This is a genomic window from Amycolatopsis umgeniensis (assembly GCF_014205155.1).
GTDB lineage: Bacteria > Actinomycetota > Actinomycetes > Mycobacteriales > Pseudonocardiaceae > Amycolatopsis > Amycolatopsis umgeniensis.
Genome location: NZ_JACHMX010000001.1, coordinates 6,147,055 through 6,163,484, shown reverse-complemented (window position 1 = coordinate 6,163,484; position 16,430 = coordinate 6,147,055). Strand labels below are relative to the sequence as shown.

The following is a 16,430-nucleotide window of genomic DNA, read 5'->3' as shown; positions in this document are numbered from 1 at the left end:
GAGGAGAGACCATGTCCGGCGCCACCTTGCACCAGGTACTCGCCATCGCTTCCGCCGTTTTCGAGAGGCGGACCGAACCTTCCGACAACTTCTTCGCGCTGGGCGGGGACTCGATCGCCGCGGTGGAACTCGCCGCGGGGCTGGAAGAGGCGCTGGACCGCGAAGTGGAGACCGAGATCGTCACCGATTCGGCCGATTTCGCCGCCCTGGCGGAAATTCTCGACGCACACCTACGCAGCTGAGGGAGACCACTCGTGCGAACCCACCTCTGGAGCCCGTGGCGATCCGCGCGGCACCGACCGGACCGCGTCGCCGTGATCGCGGACGACGAGCAGTGCGATTTCGGCTGGCTCGCCCGGCGCGCCGATCTGCTGGGCCAGGGCCTGCGCGACCGCGGGCTTCCGGAGGGGAGCATGCTCTCCACCGACCTCGCCGCCGGCCCGAGGTTCTTCGCGCTGGCGCTCGCGGCGCTGCGCTACGGCTACGGGCTCTTCCCGATCGGCCGCGAAGACGTCGAGTCCCCGCTCGGTCCGCCGATCATGGTCGATCTGGACGTCGTCCTGCACGTCACGGACACGCCGATCACCATCGGCGTCCCCCCTTCGGCCTGTCCGGTCGTCCTCGACGACGAACTGGTCGCGAAGGACGTTCCGGACGAGGAACCGTCGTGTGCCGCGGGCTACCTCGCCTACGTGACGTCGGGGACCACGGGTGTTCCCCAGGCCGTGTTCCGTGCCCGCCCGCATCGGTCCTACCGGGGGGTGGCTGTCGACGAGCGGTACGGCGCCGGCCCGGAGATGGGGCCCCATCTCATGGCGAACGCCAACTTCTTCCTCGGCACGCTCGGCCCGGCGCTCTACGCGCTGCAGGCGGGCAGCGCGGTCGTGGTCCAGCGGAACTGGTCCGCGGACACGTTCATCCGGCTGATCGACGAGCACGGGGTCGACAGCGCCTTCCTCAGCCCGGACCACCTGCTGGACGTCGCCGCCGCCGGCCTCTCCCCACGGCACCGGCCGCGGGTCGTCTTCCACGGTGGTGCCTCGTGCCCGCCCGCGATGAAACGCACCGTGATCCGGTTGCTCGGCCCGGTGCTGCACGAGTACTACGGCACTTCGAAAAGTGTGCTGACCGAGATCACCACACCGGAATGGCTCGAACGTCCCGGTTCGGTGGGACGCGCGCTGCCGGGGATCCGGCTCGAGATCCGGAACCAGGGCCGGGCCGTGCCCGACGGCGAGATCGGTGAGATCTGCGCCTGGTTGCGGGCCGTGGACCAACGGACCGCGCAAGAGGCGCTCCTGCACACCGGGGACGCCGGTTTCCTGGACGCCGACGGGTATCTCTCGATCATCGGCAGGGCCGCCGAACCGCGACTGCTGCCCGGAGCCAGGCTGGAGCACGAGATCCGGCTCCTGCCCGGCGTCGTCGACGTCGTCGTGCTCGGCGACCGCCGTCCGGTGTGCTTCGTGGAAATCGGCCCCGACCCGGCTCCCGGACCGGACGGCGCGGTGGCCGAGGCCGCGGCGCGGCTCGGTTTCGAGTGCCCGGAGGTGATTCTGGAACCCGCCGGCGCCCTGCCCCGGACGACGAGCGGCAAGATCCGGCGCGCCGCGCTCGAGAGCCGCGCCGCGAGGATCGGGCGGTGACGCCGGCGCTGACCGGACTCGCCGAACACGAGCGGCTGCGGCCGGACGCACCGGCGGTCGCCCACTGGAGCGACGGTTCGGTGCGCGAACAGTTCACCTTCGGGGAACTCGGCGACCTGGTGAGAAGGGCCGGATCGGGGCTCCGCACCGGCACCGCGACCGGTGATCGCGCGATCCTCTCGCTGCCCAACGACGTTTCCTTCACCGCCGCTTTCCTCGCGTGCCACGAGGCGGGTCTCGTCCCGGTTCCCGCTCCGGCCTTCGGCGGCTCCCGGCGGCAGGCCGTCGAACTGCGGCTGCTGGGCATGGTGGCGGACTGCCGTCCCGCCGTGGTGATCACCGTCGAGCGATGGGCCGCGCCGCTGCGCGCGCTGGTGGCGGAGGCCGGTTTGCGCTGCCCCGTCCGGAGCTGGGAGGAGCTGCGCGGCCATCGGGCCGTTCCGGGCGGGGCGCGCGCGGCGGCCGGGTTCGCCTTCCTCCAGTACACCTCCGGCTCGACCGGGACGCCGAAAGGGGTCGCCATCAGCCATCGGGCGTCGCGAGCCGGCTGCGCGCAAGCCGCCGTCGCCTACCGGGAGCGTCCTGCCGACACAGCGGTCACCTGGGTGCCGCTGCACCACGACATGGGCCTGCTCACCGGGGTACTGCGGCCCCTGTTCAGTGGCTACCTTTCCGTCCTCATGTCTCCCCGCGAGTTCGCGGCGGCACCCGCCGCCTGGCTCTCCGCGATTTCGGTGACGCGCGGAACCCTGTCCAGCGCACCGGATTTCGCCTACGACCGGTGTGTCCGCCGGGTCCCCGCCGCCGACGTCCGCGAGTTCGACCTGTCGGCCTGGCGGGTGGCGCGCGACGCGGGCGAAGTCGTGCGAGCCGCCACGGCCGAACGTTTCACCACTCATTTCGCCGAGGCCGGATTCGTGGCGGACGCCTTCTGCCCGTCGTACGGAATGGCCGAAGCCACTCTCACGGTGACCACGTGCTCGCCGGAGCTCCGCCCGCTGCGGCTGCCGGTCGGGCGGGACGCCCTGCACCAGGTCCGGATCCGGCCGCCGCGATCCGGCGAGCCGGTCACCACGCTGCTCTCCTCCGGCGCGCCACTGCCGGGGACGCAGGTGACCATCCGGAATCCGAACCCCGACGGAATCGGGGAAATCGTCATCTCCGGCCCACAGCTCTTCGACGGCTACTGGCCGGCCACACCCGGCGGCCGCACCGGCGGGCACGCGACCGGCGATCGCGGTTTCCTGCGCGACGGGCAGCTGTTCGTGCTGGGCCGCGCCGACGAAGTCCTGGTCTGCCACGGCCGGAACTTCCATCCCGCCGACGTCATCGCCGCCTGCGCGGAAGTGCCGGGGCTCCGGCCGGGACGGTGCGCCGCCTTCGTCACCGAGCCGGACCGCGTCGTCCTGGTGGCCGAGGCGCGGCAGCCCTGGGACGACGGCGCGGGAGCCGAGCTCGCCCGGCTGGTCAGGCTGCGACTGGCCGACCGGCTCGAGCTGTACGTCTCCGACGTCGCCCTGCTCGCCCCCGGCGAGCTGCCCCTGACGACGAGCGGCAAAGTGCGGGTCGCCGAGACCAGGCGCGCGTACGCCGACGGCTCGCTGTCCGTGCGGTGGCCGCCGGCGTCGCGCTGAGCACCGGTCATCCCGCGACCGGTTCCCGGGGACCCACGACGGCCGGGCCGGTCAGGACCTGACCGGCCGCCTTGTCGAGCGCGGCGACGACCCAGTTCTGGAAATCCCCGTCGTGCTGCTCGGCCGCCGCCTGCCACCAGGCCAGTCGTTCGCCGCGGACGTGGATCTTCGGCAGCTGCCTCGGCGCGTCCGGCTTGACCTGCTGGGCGGTTCCGTCCTGGTTCGACTGCCTGAGGTGCGCACGCAACTGGTTGCGCGACCACTTCCCCTGTTCCGCGCGGCGCAGCCACTGATCCTGCGCTTCGGCCGGGAGCGAGGCGACCTCGGAGTGATGCTGGAAGCTGACGGCGGCGCGCCGGACGGCGGCCCCGACGCGTCTGGCCACCCAGGCGTAGTTCCGCAGCGTCTGGTACTCCAGGCCCACCAGCGCCACCGCCTGCTGGTAGCGATCCGGATAGCGTTGCTGGCCGCACACCAGCCAGTCGCCGAGGCACCAGGCCGACGAATTGGCGATCCGCGCCACCTTCACCCCGGTCTGCGCCCAGCTGTCGTAGCTCAGGTCGCGGGGCAGCATCAGCCCGGTCGGGGAGATCAGCACCTCCCGGTCGCGGCGCGCGGGGGTCTCGACGGGAGTTTCGTTTTCGTCCCGCTGCGTCATGGGCTGGCTCCTGGTGTTCGAAAGGGCATGGAAAAAGGGTCGGACGGGCCCGTTCCAGATTGCCGACGCGCGTTCCACGTATGATCCACACGGAGTCCACGCAGTCATTGACCAGACACGGATCTCGTGCTCGACGGTCCGATCACCGCGGGCGAGCACGCGGGAGCAGGAGCTGGAGTCAGTGGGAGAGCCGGAAAGCGCGGACACCTCCGGCGGCACCGCGCCACCACGGTTCGGCGTGCTCGGCGCGATGAACGCGAGCCGGGGCGGTCAGGAGATCAAGCTCGGTCCGCCGCAGCAGCAGGCGATGCTGGCGTACCTCCTCCTGCAGGCAGGCCGCACCGTCTCCGTCCGGCAGCTCGTCGACGCGGTCTGGGAGTACCCGCCCGCCGGTGGCGGCGTCCGCACCTTGCGCACCTACGCCTGGCAGCTGCGCCGTCTCCTGGAACCCGACCCGTCACAGCCGCGCGTGCTGGTCTCCTCCGGCGACGGCTACCGCCTCGACCTTCCGCCCGACGCGCTGGACCTGCGGCGCGCGGAGGCGGCGATCGGCCGCGCCGCGCAGGCCCGCGCCGACGGATCGCTGAAACAGGCACGCGCTCTGCTCGAGGAAGCACTGGATCTGTGGCGCGGCGATCCGCTGGCCGGGGTTCCGGGGCCGTTCGCCCAGATCCAGCGGGACAGGCTCAGCGAACTGAGGGTGGCCACGCTGGAAGAGCTGCTGGCCATCCAGCTCCGTTTCGACGAGCGGCCGCCCATCCCGGCGCTGACCGAACTGGCCGCCGCGCATCCGCTCCGCGAACGCCCGCACGGCCTGCTGATGCGCGCGTTGCACCTGGCCGGACGCCAGGCCGAAGCGTTCAGCGTCCACGCCCGGTTCCGGCGCCGGTCCATCGACGAACTCGGCGTGGAGCCGGGCCCCGAACTGACCGCGCTGCACGCCGAGCTTCTCGCGGGCGAAGACACCGAGGCCAAACGGCGGGCACCCGACGCGGAGCCGCCCGCCGAGACCTCCGGAGGCACCGACGCGGCCACCGTCACCGGCCTGCCCGTTCCCCACCAGCTCCCGCCCACCCTCCCGGATTTCGTCGGCAGGGCGGCCTGCCTGGACCTGGTGACCGCGCATCTGGAGGACGCCGAGCGCAGCACCCCGGCCGTCGCGGCGGTCGTCGGGATGGGCGGGATCGGGAAGACCTCGCTCGCGATGCGCGCCGCCCACCTGGTGCGGAACTCCTACCCCGACGGCCAGCTCCACGCCGACCTGGGCGGCGAAGGCGAAGACCCGGTGCAGCCGGGCGTCGTGCTGGCCGGCTTCCTGACCTCGCTGGGCATCGGCCCGGAAGCGGTGCCGGACCGGCTCGAGGACCGGAGCGCGCTGCTGCGGTCCGTGCTCGACGGCCGACGGGTGCTTCTCGTCCTCGACAACGTCCTCGACGCCGCCCAGATCAGGGACCTGATCCCCAGTTCGCCGAGCTGCGCTGTCGTCCTCACGACCCGCGTCGTCCCGGCGGGCCTGCCGCTCACCTCGCACCTCGTCCTGGACACCTTCACCACGGAAGAAGCGCTCGACCTGCTCGGCACCGTGGTCGGCGCGGACCGGGTCGCGGCCGAAACCGAGGCGGCACGGCGGCTGGTCGAGGCCTGCGGACTGCTGCCGCTGGCCATCCGCATCGTGGCGAACAGGCTGGCGGCGCGCGCGGGCTGGACCCTCCAGGCGCTCGCCGACCGGCTCGACAACGAGCGCCGCCGCCTCGCCGAGCTGCGGGTCGGAGACCTCGCCATCGAGGCCGTTTTCGCGACCAGGCACCAGCAACTGACACCCGATCAGGCAAGGGCCTTCCGCCTTCTCGCGGTCCCCGGCGTCGCGGCGATCTCCCTGGCCTCGGCGTCCGCCCTGCTGGCGACCACGGAAGCGGTGACGGAACCGCTGCTGGAATCCCTCGTCGACGCCGCCCTGCTCGAATCCCCGGCGCCCGGCCGCTACCGCTACCACGATCTGGTCCGGGTCTACGCCGCCCAGCGGGCCGGGGAGCATCCGGCGGAAGCGGACGACGCGCTGCGGAACCTCCTCACGTACCTGCTGACGACCTCGTGTGCGGCCTTGGCGCACGTGGTGCCCGGCGATCCGGTGCCCGACATCGCGATGCCGCTGCCCCACCCCGGGCAGACCTTCGCCGACGGCCACGAGGCCAGGAAATGGGCCGACGACGAATTCGAAACCGTCACGGCCGCCGCCCGCCGCGCGGTGGCACACCCGGACGTCGGAGAGCCGAGCTGGTCGCGGGCCGCCGCGGATCTCCTGCTGTGCACGAGCCCGCTCAGCCATGACGCCCGCTATCCCCGCCTCGCCGCCACCGCGGAGCTGCTGCTGGCCGACGCGGAACGCCGGGACTGCGCCCCTTGCCGGGCCAGGGCGCTGCTCATCCTGGCCATCGCCGCCCTCCGTGCCTCCCGGCCGGCCGATGCCGCGCGACGCGCACGCGAAGCCGTCGAGATCTCCCGCCTCACCGGCGAGAAGAACATCCTCCGGCAGGCGCTCAACGGCCTCGGCGTGGCCTGCCAGTACCTACGCCGCTTCGAGGAGGCGCTGGCCTGCTACGAGGAATCCACGGAGCTGGCCCGCGAACTGGGCCATCGTTCGGCGGCGGCGCTGACGAGCCTCAACGCGAGCCTGACCAGGGTTCGCGCCGGCCGGGCGGCGGAAGCGATACCGGCGTGCGAAGAGGCGTTGCGTCTCACCGAAAGCCTCGGCGACCGGCCGGGCAGTGCGTCCGCGCATTACGTCCTCGGCCTCGCGCTCCACGAATTGGATCGTCACGACGAGGCGATCACCCATTTCACGGCCTGCCTGGACATAAGCCGCGATTCCGGCATGCCGGACCGAGCGTCGCATTCGCTTTACCGGATGGCCGAGACATTTCGGGCGATGGGCCGTTTCGAGGAAGCGGAAAACCGCGCCACCGAAGCCGTCACAAGCTGCGAAAAACTCGGAATCGACCGAGATCTCGCCCATGCGCTGACCGTGCTCGGCCGCACGCTCAAAGCGCGCGGGGCCATGGACGACGCCGAAATCCACCTGCGCCGAGCCCATGCCCTTTTCGTCCGGCTCGGCCTGCCCGACGCGGACGACGTCCACGCCCTCCTCTGCGAAATCGGGCGGAACGCCCGGACAGAACACCCGGGGAACTTTCCCGCGGCGACCGAATAGGCAAAGCGGGATACTTTACCGAAGAACGGCAAGCGAAAACGAGCAAGAACGCCGCCCCGTTCGAGAGATGTTCATTCAGCTGTATCCCCTGTCCTTTCGCGCCATCGTTGTGGCGCCCCCAGGACCGGATCCTGCATCCTGAGAGAGCCAAGGGGGCGAGAAACAAAATTCGAAGGATGGTTCTCTTTTGTCGAACGAAAAAGCGGGCAGAGGTCAGTACAAGCGCCTGGCCGCCGCGGCGGCTCTCGTAGTGGCCTGCCTCGCGGGCGGAAGCGCGATCATCGACTCGGGCCAGGAATGGCGGAGCGCCGACAACGGCACCTCGGGACCGAAGGACACCTACGTCGGGTCGAGCGTTCCGAATCAAACGCCGGCGTCCTGACCCATTTCGCCTGTCCCGCCGGCGGGACCGCGGCCTTCCGTCGGAGCGGGTCGTCGGAACCAACCTTCGCGCAATGGCTCGGTGAGTGTGGCTTTCGCCGCGGATCCGCGGCGAAAGCCACACTCACCGCATTCACTTGAGGCGTACCGGAAGACTCGTGTGCCCGTTCGAAATGAACGACGGCATCTTCTCGAGTTCGAAAACCTCCGACGCCAGGGTCAGCTCGGGGAACCGTTCGAACAGCGCCGGTAGTGCGAGTTCCGCCTCCAGTCGCGCCAAGGGCGCACCGAGGCAGTAGTGCACCCCGTGCCCGAACGACAGGTGCTGGCTCTTCGACTCCCGCGCGAGCCGGAACTCGTCCGCGTCCGAACCGTGCACCTCGGGCGAGCGGCCCGCCGCCGCGTACGAAGCGAGGATCGCCTCGCCCGCTTTGATGTGCACTCCGTCGATCTCGAGGTCTTCCACCGCGTACCGCAGCGGAAGATTCGCGATCGGCGCCTGCCACCGCATGGTCTCGTCGATCACCTCGGCCCAGGTGTGCTCCCCGGAGCGCACCTTCGCCAGCTCCTCCGGATGCGTCAGCAGCGCCAGGATCGCGTGGTGCAGCAGGTTCACCGTGGTCTCGTGCCCGGCCGAGATCATCAGGATCAGGGTGTCGATCAGCTCGGCCTCCTCCAGCACCGAACCGTCTTCGTCCCGTGCGGCGATCAGGCCGCTGGCGAGGTCCTCACCGGGGTTCTCCCGCCCGTTCGCCACCAACTGCCCGAGAATCCCGTACATCAGCACACCGTTCGCCTGCGCGTCCTCGGCGCTGAGCGAGGTGTTGAACACCCCGTCCACCGCGCGTCGCAGATCCGGCCGGTGCTCCTCGGGTACGCCGAACAGCTGGCAGATCACCTCGATCGGCAACGGGTAGGCGAAATTCTCCCTCAGGTCCACCGAATCCGGCCCGGCGGCGAGCCGGTCCAGCAGGCCGGTGGTCAGCTCCTCGATCCACGGCCGCAGTGCTTCCACTCGGCGCGGGGTGAACGCCTTCGACACCAGCGAACGCAGCCGCCGGTGGTCGCCGCCGTAGGCGGTGAACATGTTCTGCACCGAGACCCAGATCCGCAGCGGCCAGTCCTCGGGGATCTCACCGTCGCGGTAGGCCGCCCAGTGCAGGTTCGGGTTCTTCGACACCCGCGGGTCGGACAGCAGTTTCCGCAGCAGCTCGGGCTGGGTTACTGACCACGCCACCACTTCGCCAGGGAGTTCCACCAGTGTCGCGGCTCCGCGGGCGCGGAGTTCGGCGCCTTCGGTGTGGATGTCACGGCCGTTGGGATCGAGGACGAACGGGCGGGCTGGTGCCATGGGTGCTCTCCTGTCGGGTCGGGAACGGGGGTGACCGGTGCGACGACGGGGGTGAACAGGACCGGGAGACCGGCCAGCGCGCGGTGGAACGGGCCCGGCCGCCAGCGCAATTCGGCGTCCGGCACGGCCAGGCGCAGATCCGGCAGCGCGTCGAGCAGGGTCTCGATGGCGGTGGTCGCGATCAGCCGTGCCGGGCCCTGCGCCGGACAGGAGTGCACACCGGCGCTCCAGGCGATATGCGCCCGGTTACCGGCCCGCTGGGCCTCGCCCAGCTCGGGATCGGTGTTGGCGGCGGCGAAACTGATCACCACGGGCTCGTCGGCAGGCAGCCGCGCGCCCATCAGGTCGGCCGCCGGATAGGGGTAACCGGCGGAGTAGTTGGCCATCGGCGGGTCGCTCCAGAGGATCTCCTCCAGCGCGTCCTCCACGTGCAGGCTGCCTCCTGCCAGGTCCCCGGCGAAGCGCTCGTCCACCAGCAGCAGCCGCAGCCCGTTGGCGATCAGGTTCTGCTGCGGTTCGGTGCCCGCGCCCATCAGCAGCACCAGCTGGTGCAGCATCTCCTCGTCGGTCAGCCCTGAGGGATGCGCCATCATCCACGAGGGCACGTCCTGGCCCGGCTGCCGCCGCTTGAGCGCCAGCAGGTCCAGCATGGCCGCGGTCAGCTCGGCGTTGGCGCGCTCCGGGTCCACCATGTCGAAGATCCCGCGCATCCCCGCGGTGAGCCGGTCACCCAGTTCCGGCGGGCAGCCGAAGAGATGGTTGAACACCTGAAGGGAAAGGGTTCCCGCGTACTCGGTGAGCAGGTCCGCCCGGCCGTTCCGGGAGAACTTCGCGATCAGCTCCCGCGCGGCCTTCTCCACGTAGTCCAGCAGGGCGTGCGGGTTCACCCGCGAGATGCTGTCGGTGACCGCGCTGCGGTAGCGCGCGTGCACCGCGCCGTCGGTGAACAGGCAGTTCGGCCGGTAGCCCATCATCGGCATCACCGGGTTGTCCGGCCGCTGATTGGCCTGCCAGCGGCGCGGGTCCCGCGGATAGGTCTGCGGGGAGCGCAGCACGTCCAGCGCGGCCTCGTAACTCAGCACCAGGCTCGCGTTCACCCCCGGCGCCAGCTCGACCGGCGCGACGTGGCCGTGTTCCTTGCGCATCCGCGCGTAGACCCTCGCCGGGTTCGCGGCGAACTCCTCGTCGTGGAGCGGGGTGCGCGTGGCGTGCGCGGGACAACCGGGGGGCGGGGTGGCGGGAACGGTCACGAATGCTCCTGGCGGACGGGAGTGAACAGGTAGTCGACCAGGCTGATCAGCGCGGAGGCAGCCGACGCGCGATCGCGGGCGTCACAGGTGACCAGCCGGGTCTGGGGTAGCAGATCGAGCGCCTCGCGCAGCTCGGCTTCGGGGAAACGCGGCGCGCCGTCGAACTGGTTGACCGCCACCGCGTAGGGCAGGTCCAGTTCCTCCAGCAGGCCCATCACGTCGAACGAGTCCTGCAGGCGGCTGGGATCGACCAGCACCAGCGCCCCGAGCGCACCGTGGGCGAGGTCCTTCCACATCTGCGTGAACCGCTGCTGCCCCGGGGCGCCGAAGAGGTAGAGCACCACCTCGTCGCTCAGTGTCAGGCGTCCGAAGTCCATGGCCACCGTGGTGGTGTCCTTGCCTCGTACGCCGGACAGGTCGTCGACCAGCGCGCCCGCCTGGGTCATCCGCTCCTCGGTGCGCAGCGGGCGGATCTCCGAGAGCGTGCCGACGAAGGTGGTCTTCCCCACCGCGAACGGGCCGACGATGAGGATCTTGACCGAGGTCCGGACCGTGGCGGAAACGTAGCGATCAGGTGAGAGCACGGAGGCCATCGAGTACCTTCTGCAGGAGTTGCTGGTCGGGGACCTCGGTCTCGCGCACCGCAGCCCGTGATTCGATGTGCCCGCTGTCGAGCAGGTCCGACAACAGCACCTTGGTGACGCTGGTGGGCAGCTTGAGATGCGCTGCCACCTCCGCGACGGCCAGCGCGCCGCCCCGGCACAGCTCCATCACCCGTCGTTTTTCCGGGCTCAGCCCGGTCACCGGCGCCCAGGTGGCCAGCACCACGGTGGCCACGTCGAGGGTGTTGCGGGTCGGATGGGCCCGGCCCTCGGTGACCACGTGCGGCCGGACCAGCGCCCGTTCCCCCCGCTGCCCGCTCATGCCGGGTTGCCAGGTCCCTCGGCCGGAAAGCGCGGTGGCGCGGTGAGTTCCTGGCCGAGTCTTTGCACCAGCTCTTGCAAGCGCGAGGAAACGCCCTCGATGTCCACCCGGCCGGTGGTGGACACGGCGACGTAGGCGCCCTGTCCCGCGGAGGTCAGGAAGACGAACCCGCCGTCGAATTCGATCAGCGTCTGCCGCCACTTCTCGGGCGGCTGACGGCAGAACTCGCCGGTGGCGCGGGCGAGCGACTGGAGCCCGGAGACCGCGGCGGCGGTGCGCTCGGCGTCCTCCACGGTGATTCCCTGCGAATGGGCCATCAGCAGGCCGTCGGCCGACAGCAGCACCGCGGAGATGGTCTCCGGCATCTGCAGGGCCTGGTCGAGCATCCAGCCCAACCGGTTGTTGGTGGTGACGGAGCCGCTCACTGGAAATCCCTTTCGTCATCGGTGGAAGAAGCGCGACCCTGGCGGGTGCCGCGCTGCCAGGCCGTGGCCGTGGCGACCGGGCTGTGGTTCACCGGGGACCCGGTCGGTTCCGGCGCGGCGGGCGGCGGCACCGGAACCGACAACGTGGTGGTGGCCGCCCCGGTCACCGGGGCGCGTCGGCGACGGCGGGGCAGGCCGTGCTCGGTGGTGCCCAGTTCCTCGGCCGGTTCGGCCGGTTGTGGTTCCGGCGCGGGAACGCGCAAGTGCGGGGCCGGGCTGGGGGCGATCGCGGCCGGGCTGGCCGGCGCGGCCAGCGACGGGACTTCCTGCGGCACGGGGACGGCGGCGCGGGTGAGCAGCTCGCCCGGCAGGAACAGCACCGCGCGCACCCCGCCGAAGGGCGAGCGCATGTCCACCGAGACACGGAAGCCGTAGCGCTGGGAAAGCACGCCGATGACGGCGAACCCGATCCGCGGCGGCACACCGAGCGCGGCGATGTCCTGACCGCCGTGGCCTTCCAGCAGCCAGCCCGCGCGCTGCACCGCTTCCACCGTCATGCCGACCCCGGCGTCGTCGATGACGATCGCCAGCCCGTTGTGCGCCTGCTGGAAACTGACCTGCACGGGCGAACCGGGCTGCGAGTGGCGGGCGCCGTTGTCCAGCAGCTCGGCCACCGCGAGGACCACCGGTTCCACGGCCTGGCTGACCACCGCGGTGTCCGAAGGCGCCGGGATCTGCACACGCGCGTAGTCGCGGATGCGGCCGGTGGCCCCGCGCACCACGTCGGTCAGGGTCGCGGCGGAACGCTGCAGGCCCGGCCACGAACCGCAGAGCACGGCGGTCGCCTGAGCACGACGGCCCAGCTGCGAGTTCGCGTGATCCAGGCCGAGCAGGCCGTCGAGCACGTCGGGATCGTCGTGGTGCTCCTCCATCGCCGAGATCAGCACCTGCTGCTCCCCCGCGAGGTTCTGCACCGTGCGCATCATCGCGCGCAGGGTGGCGGCGGCGGATTCGGCGGCGTTGCGGCGGGTCTGGCCGGTCAGCTCGCTGATCACCACGAGCAGTTCGCGGTGGGGGTCCTCGCCGTTGAAGACGCGCAAGGGGCCGGGCACGGTCACGGCCTGGTTGGCCTGCGCCTCGACGATCGCGGGCAACCGCCGGTGCAGCAAGTGCCGGTTCTCCTCCTCGCGAGCGCGGAGTTCGGCCAGCAGCTGCTCACCACGACGGGCGGCGTTGACGGTGACCCGGCGCTGGCGCACCAGCAGCAGCGCGAGGGCCGCGGCGAGCAGCGAGACGCAGACCAGCGCTGCCGTCAGCAGGGGGTACTCCATGAAATCCTCACGATCGACAGGGCAAGGACGCCTGGGCCGAGCCCGGGGATCATGCGGCAGCTCCACGGCATCGGGGATCGAAGGACGTCATCAGCAGCGAGTACCGTAGCGCAAACACGCCGTGAGCGGCAGCCGCTTCCCGAGACAAAAATGGTTCTGTGCAGGGCAAGCCGCGCGGGAAAGTTCCGCACCGTGCCCCAACGGCATCGCCGCGGGCGAATCTCCGTGCCCGAGGAACACCCGCCACCGGTCGTATGTCCTATGTGGACTTCACAGCCGCGGCCTGCGATGAGGGCGTTGTCGGACCGTCCGGACAGATCCCGGTCATCGGCTGTACCTCTTCGCCGAAGAGGTACAGCCGATTCACCGCGACGCCGAAGACCTAGCGCCGCTAGACAATCTAGCGACGCTAGTGTTAGCGTCGCCTCTCGACCTAGCAACGCTAGATTTCAGGAGGGACAGTCATGCTCACGACACTCGAGATCGTCACCACCGTGATCGTCGGCCTGATGGTGGGCGTGGAGTTTTCCGTCGCGTTCGTCATCAACCCGATCCTCAACGCGCTCCCCGACGACAGCATGGTGCGTGGCCGTGCCCACGGTGGCCGGATGCTCGGCGCCGTCATGCCGGTCTGGTACATCGGTTCGCTCATCCTCGTCGCGGGCTGGGCGATCGCCGGATGGCAGCACGCCGGCGCCGGACTCGTCGCCGCCGCCGGCGCGCTGCTGATCGTCAGCGTGGTCATGTCGCTCCTGCTGCTCGTCCCGATCAACAATCGGGGCAAGACGTGGACCGCCGAGAACCGGCCCGCCGACTGGAAGCAGCAGATGAACCGCTGGGACCGCCTCCACTACATCCGCGTCGCCGTCATCATCGCCGCCTTCGCCCTGCTGGTCGTCGCTCTTGCCTGAGAGCCGACCAGGGACCCCTCACTAGCGGACGTACACCGGGTAGCCGATGCCACCCGACCTGGTGCCGTCGGCCGTGTTGCCCCGCACGAAGACCGAGAAGACGCCTCGGTCAGACGGGGTCCACGTCATCGTCCCCGCACCCGAACCGTCCGCCGGTACGGTGACCTCCTCTGTCACGGCACCCCAGTCGTTCCGGACGTGGTAGGTGTACGAGACGATGCCCGGCATACCCGGCGTGAAGGTGAACGTCCCCGGCACACCGGCACCGCCCGACCACTCGCCTTCCGGGTATTCCTTGGAAGACACGTACGGCGCGCTCAATATGTTGAAGTAGTACGTTTTCTCCTGCGAGGAGACATTGTCGGCGGTCACCGTACGCACCCGCAGATTGTGGTACGCCGAGCCTTCCGGTGGCAGCGGGGGAGTCCATGCCAGCACGGCGCGTCCGTCCTGAGCGGCTATCCGCTGGAACGGACCCCAGCCGAACGAGTACTCGAACGCCACCGCGCCCGGCTGGCGGGCTTCGAACGTGAAGGTGCCGGGGAACACCCGCCCGTTCGTCTGGAACTCCTTCGAGGTCACCGTCGGATCATTCGTCACCGTCCACGTGATGTCGTCCGCCGCCGACCACACGCCCGCCGTGTTCTTCGCGCGCGCCAGCATTTCGTAGTCGCCGATCCTCGGCGGGGTGTAGCTCACCGTCGCCGTGTTACCGCTGACCGGCACGGTCCACCTGGTCGCCGGGTCCGCCGTCAGCCAGTACTCGAACTCCACGGCGTTCGGCATCGGGGTGGTGAAGGTGAACGTGGCCGCCCCACCCTCCGTCCCGATGTCGCCCTCGTAGCCGATCGTCGGTCGCCAAGTGTTGAGCCACAACCGTTTCTCCGTCACCGGGGACAGCCCGCCGGACGCGTCGCGGGCCTGCACCCGCAGCACGTTCTGGTCGGCCGAGGTGAATTCGACCGGCAGCGTGGCGGTTCCGTCGGCATTCGCCTTGACCGTCCACTTAGTACTCTCGGCACTCGCGAACCAGTAGTCGTACTCGGCCACGCCCGGCATTCTCGGTTTCGCCGTATACGTGGCCGACGTGCCGAGTTCGACGTTTTCGGGCCCGCTCACCACCGGTGACGCGTCGACAAGGAACCGGTACTCCCGTTCCGGCGACTTCACGCCCGAGGTGTCGGTGCTGCGCACGAAAAGCACGTGATCACCACCGGTGGCCGGCGCGATCGTCACCTCGGCGACGCCGTCCGGGCCTGCCGTTGCCGTGGCGGACGCGCCGTCGTCCAGCCGGTAGTCGTACGCCACGACGTTCGGCGTCCCCGGCGCGAACCGGAACACGCCCGGCACGCCGATGCCGCCGTCCGGGCCGCCCTGCGGCGGGTAGCGGTCGGACGTGACCGTCGGCCGCGTCTCCTTGACGATGAACGAGTGGTAGGTGCTGAGCGAGAGGTTGCCCGCCCGGTCCCACGCCCGCACGACCACCGAATGCCAGCCGTTGGCCGTCGGCGTGAAGCTGACGGTGGCCGTGCCGTCGGGACCCGCGGCGATCTCCCGCGTGTCCGCGCCGAAGCTGTAGTCGTACCGCGCGACGTCGGTGGAGCCGTTGGGGGAAAAGGTGAACTCACCCGCCACACCGACCCCGCCGCCCTCGGTGTCCGCCGGGTACGTCGCGGAGACGACGGCAGGCGCCTTCGGATCCGTGCGGTCGACGGTGAACCGGCACGGGCCGGCCGTGGACGACTTCGCGCCCCAGTTGTCCTGCGCGTACACCTCCCACGCGTAGGTCCCGTCGGCGAGGGCCGAGGTGTCCGGGTACGCCTCGACGGGGTTGCCCGGCCCGACACCCGTGTGCCGTTGCGACGGGTCCGCCACCGGCCACCAACTGAACTGCCCGGACGTGCTGTCGCCGTCCGGGTCGGGTGCCTGTGCGCTCAGCTTCAACTGGCGGCTCGCCAGCGCTCCGATGCCGTCCTTGGCACAGGGTTCGTCGTTGGTGCGGAGGTCGGTCGGCTTCGCGGGCGGCGCGTTGTTGACCACCCGAAGCGTCGCCGGGGCCTCGATCCGCCGATAGAACGCCGGGTCCGCCTCGTGGGCTTCGGCGACACGGAGGCCCAGCGTGAGATGACGAACCTTGTGGGCGACCGCGTCCCGCACCGCGGCGGTGACGTCGAACGTGGCGTCGTTGTCGACGCAGGTGCCGTCGGCACCCCTGGACGCTACCCGTGTCCGCTCCGCCGGGCGGTTCTGCCAGGTCGACTGTTTCGTGTAGGCGGAGGTCCGCCACACCTCGGTGGCGCGGCTGTCGCAGCCGACGTAGTGCGTCTCGCCTGCCGACAGCAGCACCGTCGTGAACGGCGCTCCCCGCAACGAACTCAGGTCGAAATTCACGTAGGAGCGTTGGCGGTGCGGTGTGGTGTCCCACGTACCGATCGGCAAGGTGCCGGATGGCTTGAAGTAGGCGGTGGTCGGTGTCGCCGAGTCGACGTGACCCCAGGACGTCGCGGACAGCGTCACCTCGGAACGCTGTTGACCGGCGGTTTCCGCTGCCGCCATCGCGCCACCGGTGACGGTCGGCGCAATCACGAGCGCGACGGTGAGCAACGTCAGTGATCTTCGTAAGGTCATGCTGGCCCTCCCCTTGTCCGTACAGGCATGACGAACACGCCTGCGGGGGAGGATTGGTTGCCGCCCGCTCGAAGCCGGACCGC

Annotated in this window: 14 protein-coding genes; 6 read left to right on the top strand and 8 right to left on the bottom strand. The window is 70.5% G+C overall.

The annotated features are described in order from the left end of the window. Nucleotides 1-11 precede the first annotated feature (11 nt). The 3 genes from HDA45_RS28970 to HDA45_RS28960 are packed head-to-tail and all read left to right on the top strand — an operon-like array spanning nucleotide 12 to nucleotide 3,280. Nucleotides 12-242, top strand: a complete 231-nt coding sequence (locus HDA45_RS28970; protein ID WP_184900596.1) for an acyl carrier protein — start codon at nucleotides 12-14, stop codon at nucleotides 240-242. A gap of 12 nt (nucleotides 243-254) precedes the next feature. Beyond that, nucleotides 255-1,646, top strand: coding sequence for an AMP-binding protein (locus HDA45_RS28965; protein WP_184900594.1), 1,392 nt, complete (start codon nucleotides 255-257; stop codon nucleotides 1,644-1,646). After that, nucleotides 1,643-3,280, top strand: a complete 1,638-nt coding sequence (locus HDA45_RS28960; protein ID WP_184900592.1) for an AMP-binding protein — start codon at nucleotides 1,643-1,645, stop codon at nucleotides 3,278-3,280. The genes HDA45_RS28965 and HDA45_RS28960 overlap by 4 nt, the downstream gene beginning before the upstream one ends. A gap of 7 nt (nucleotides 3,281-3,287) precedes the next feature. Here the strand turns inward: HDA45_RS28960 and HDA45_RS28955 are convergent, their stop codons facing one another. Beyond that, entirely contained in the window at nucleotides 3,288-3,938 is a 651-nt protein-coding gene (locus HDA45_RS28955) for an LmbU family transcriptional regulator (RefSeq protein WP_246480824.1), read from the bottom strand. Between the two features lie 181 nt (nucleotides 3,939-4,119). Between HDA45_RS28955 and HDA45_RS28950 the strand changes: the two genes are divergently transcribed. After that, nucleotides 4,120-7,146, top strand: coding sequence for a BTAD domain-containing putative transcriptional regulator (locus tag HDA45_RS28950; RefSeq protein WP_184900590.1), 3,027 nt, complete (start codon nucleotides 4,120-4,122; stop codon nucleotides 7,144-7,146). Nucleotides 7,147-7,333: 187 nt separating this feature from the next. After that, nucleotides 7,334-7,528 (top strand): hypothetical protein, encoded by a 195-nt coding sequence (locus tag HDA45_RS28945; RefSeq protein WP_184900588.1) that lies wholly within the window; start codon nucleotides 7,334-7,336, stop codon nucleotides 7,526-7,528. A 132-nt stretch (nucleotides 7,529-7,660) separates the two neighbouring features. Here the strand turns inward: HDA45_RS28945 and HDA45_RS28940 are convergent, their stop codons facing one another. The 6 genes from HDA45_RS28940 to HDA45_RS28915 are packed head-to-tail and all read right to left on the bottom strand — an operon-like array spanning nucleotide 7,661 to nucleotide 12,808. Further along, the gene (locus tag HDA45_RS28940) at nucleotides 7,661-8,767 is read right to left on the bottom strand and encodes a cytochrome P450 (protein ID WP_184906147.1); all 1,107 of its coding nucleotides are present in this window, start codon (nucleotides 8,765-8,767) and stop codon (nucleotides 7,661-7,663) included. Continuing rightward, nucleotides 8,749-10,128: a cytochrome P450 family protein gene (locus HDA45_RS28935; protein WP_184900586.1), complete on the bottom strand. Its 1,380-nt coding sequence runs from the start codon at nucleotides 10,126-10,128 to the stop codon at nucleotides 8,749-8,751. Before HDA45_RS28935 ends, HDA45_RS28940 begins: the two co-directional genes overlap by 19 nt. Further along, complete coding sequence (locus tag HDA45_RS28930; protein ID WP_184900584.1) at nucleotides 10,125-10,721, bottom strand: GTP-binding protein; 597 nt, start codon at nucleotides 10,719-10,721, stop codon at nucleotides 10,125-10,127. The genes HDA45_RS28935 and HDA45_RS28930 overlap by 4 nt, the downstream gene beginning before the upstream one ends. After that, the gene (locus HDA45_RS28925; protein WP_184900582.1) at nucleotides 10,699-11,052 is read right to left on the bottom strand and encodes a DUF742 domain-containing protein; all 354 of its coding nucleotides are present in this window, start codon (nucleotides 11,050-11,052) and stop codon (nucleotides 10,699-10,701) included. Before HDA45_RS28925 ends, HDA45_RS28930 begins: the two co-directional genes overlap by 23 nt. Continuing rightward, a complete protein-coding gene (locus HDA45_RS28920; RefSeq protein WP_184900580.1) occupies nucleotides 11,049-11,477 on the bottom strand; it encodes a roadblock/LC7 domain-containing protein in 429 nt (142 codons plus the stop codon). The genes HDA45_RS28925 and HDA45_RS28920 overlap by 4 nt, the downstream gene beginning before the upstream one ends. After that, the gene (locus HDA45_RS28915; protein WP_184900578.1) at nucleotides 11,474-12,808 is read right to left on the bottom strand and encodes an ATP-binding protein; all 1,335 of its coding nucleotides are present in this window, start codon (nucleotides 12,806-12,808) and stop codon (nucleotides 11,474-11,476) included. The genes HDA45_RS28920 and HDA45_RS28915 overlap by 4 nt, the downstream gene beginning before the upstream one ends. Nucleotides 12,809-13,272: 464 nt before the next feature. Here HDA45_RS28915 and HDA45_RS28910 point away from each other — a divergent pair, with 464 nt between their 5' ends. Beyond that, nucleotides 13,273-13,719 (top strand): anthrone oxygenase family protein, encoded by a 447-nt coding sequence (locus tag HDA45_RS28910; protein WP_184900576.1) that lies wholly within the window; start codon nucleotides 13,273-13,275, stop codon nucleotides 13,717-13,719. A 21-nt stretch (nucleotides 13,720-13,740) separates the two neighbouring features. Here the strand turns inward: HDA45_RS28910 and HDA45_RS28905 are convergent, their stop codons facing one another. Then, nucleotides 13,741-16,347, bottom strand: coding sequence for a DNRLRE domain-containing protein (locus tag HDA45_RS28905; protein ID WP_184900574.1), 2,607 nt, complete (start codon nucleotides 16,345-16,347; stop codon nucleotides 13,741-13,743). Nucleotides 16,348-16,430 lie beyond the last annotated feature (83 nt).

Coding starts and splice junctions, on each gene's coding strand:
- HDA45_RS28970 (WP_184900596.1), top strand. CDS start 12: ATGTCCGGCGCCACCTTGCACCAGGTACTCGCCATCGCTTCCGCCGTT.
- HDA45_RS28955 (WP_246480824.1), bottom strand. CDS start 3,938: ATGACGCAGCGGGACGAAAACGAAACTCCCGTCGAGACCCCCGCGCGC.
- HDA45_RS28930 (WP_184900584.1), bottom strand. CDS start 10,721: ATGGCCTCCGTGCTCTCACCTGATCGCTACGTTTCCGCCACGGTCCGG.
- HDA45_RS28925 (WP_184900582.1), bottom strand. CDS start 11,052: ATGAGCGGGCAGCGGGGGGAACGGGCGCTGGTCCGGCCGCACGTGGTC.
- HDA45_RS28915 (WP_184900578.1), bottom strand. CDS start 12,808: ATGGAGTACCCCCTGCTGACGGCAGCGCTGGTCTGCGTCTCGCTGCTC.
- HDA45_RS28910 (WP_184900576.1), top strand. CDS start 13,273: ATGCTCACGACACTCGAGATCGTCACCACCGTGATCGTCGGCCTGATG.
- HDA45_RS28905 (WP_184900574.1), bottom strand. CDS start 16,347: ATGACCTTACGAAGATCACTGACGTTGCTCACCGTCGCGCTCGTGATT.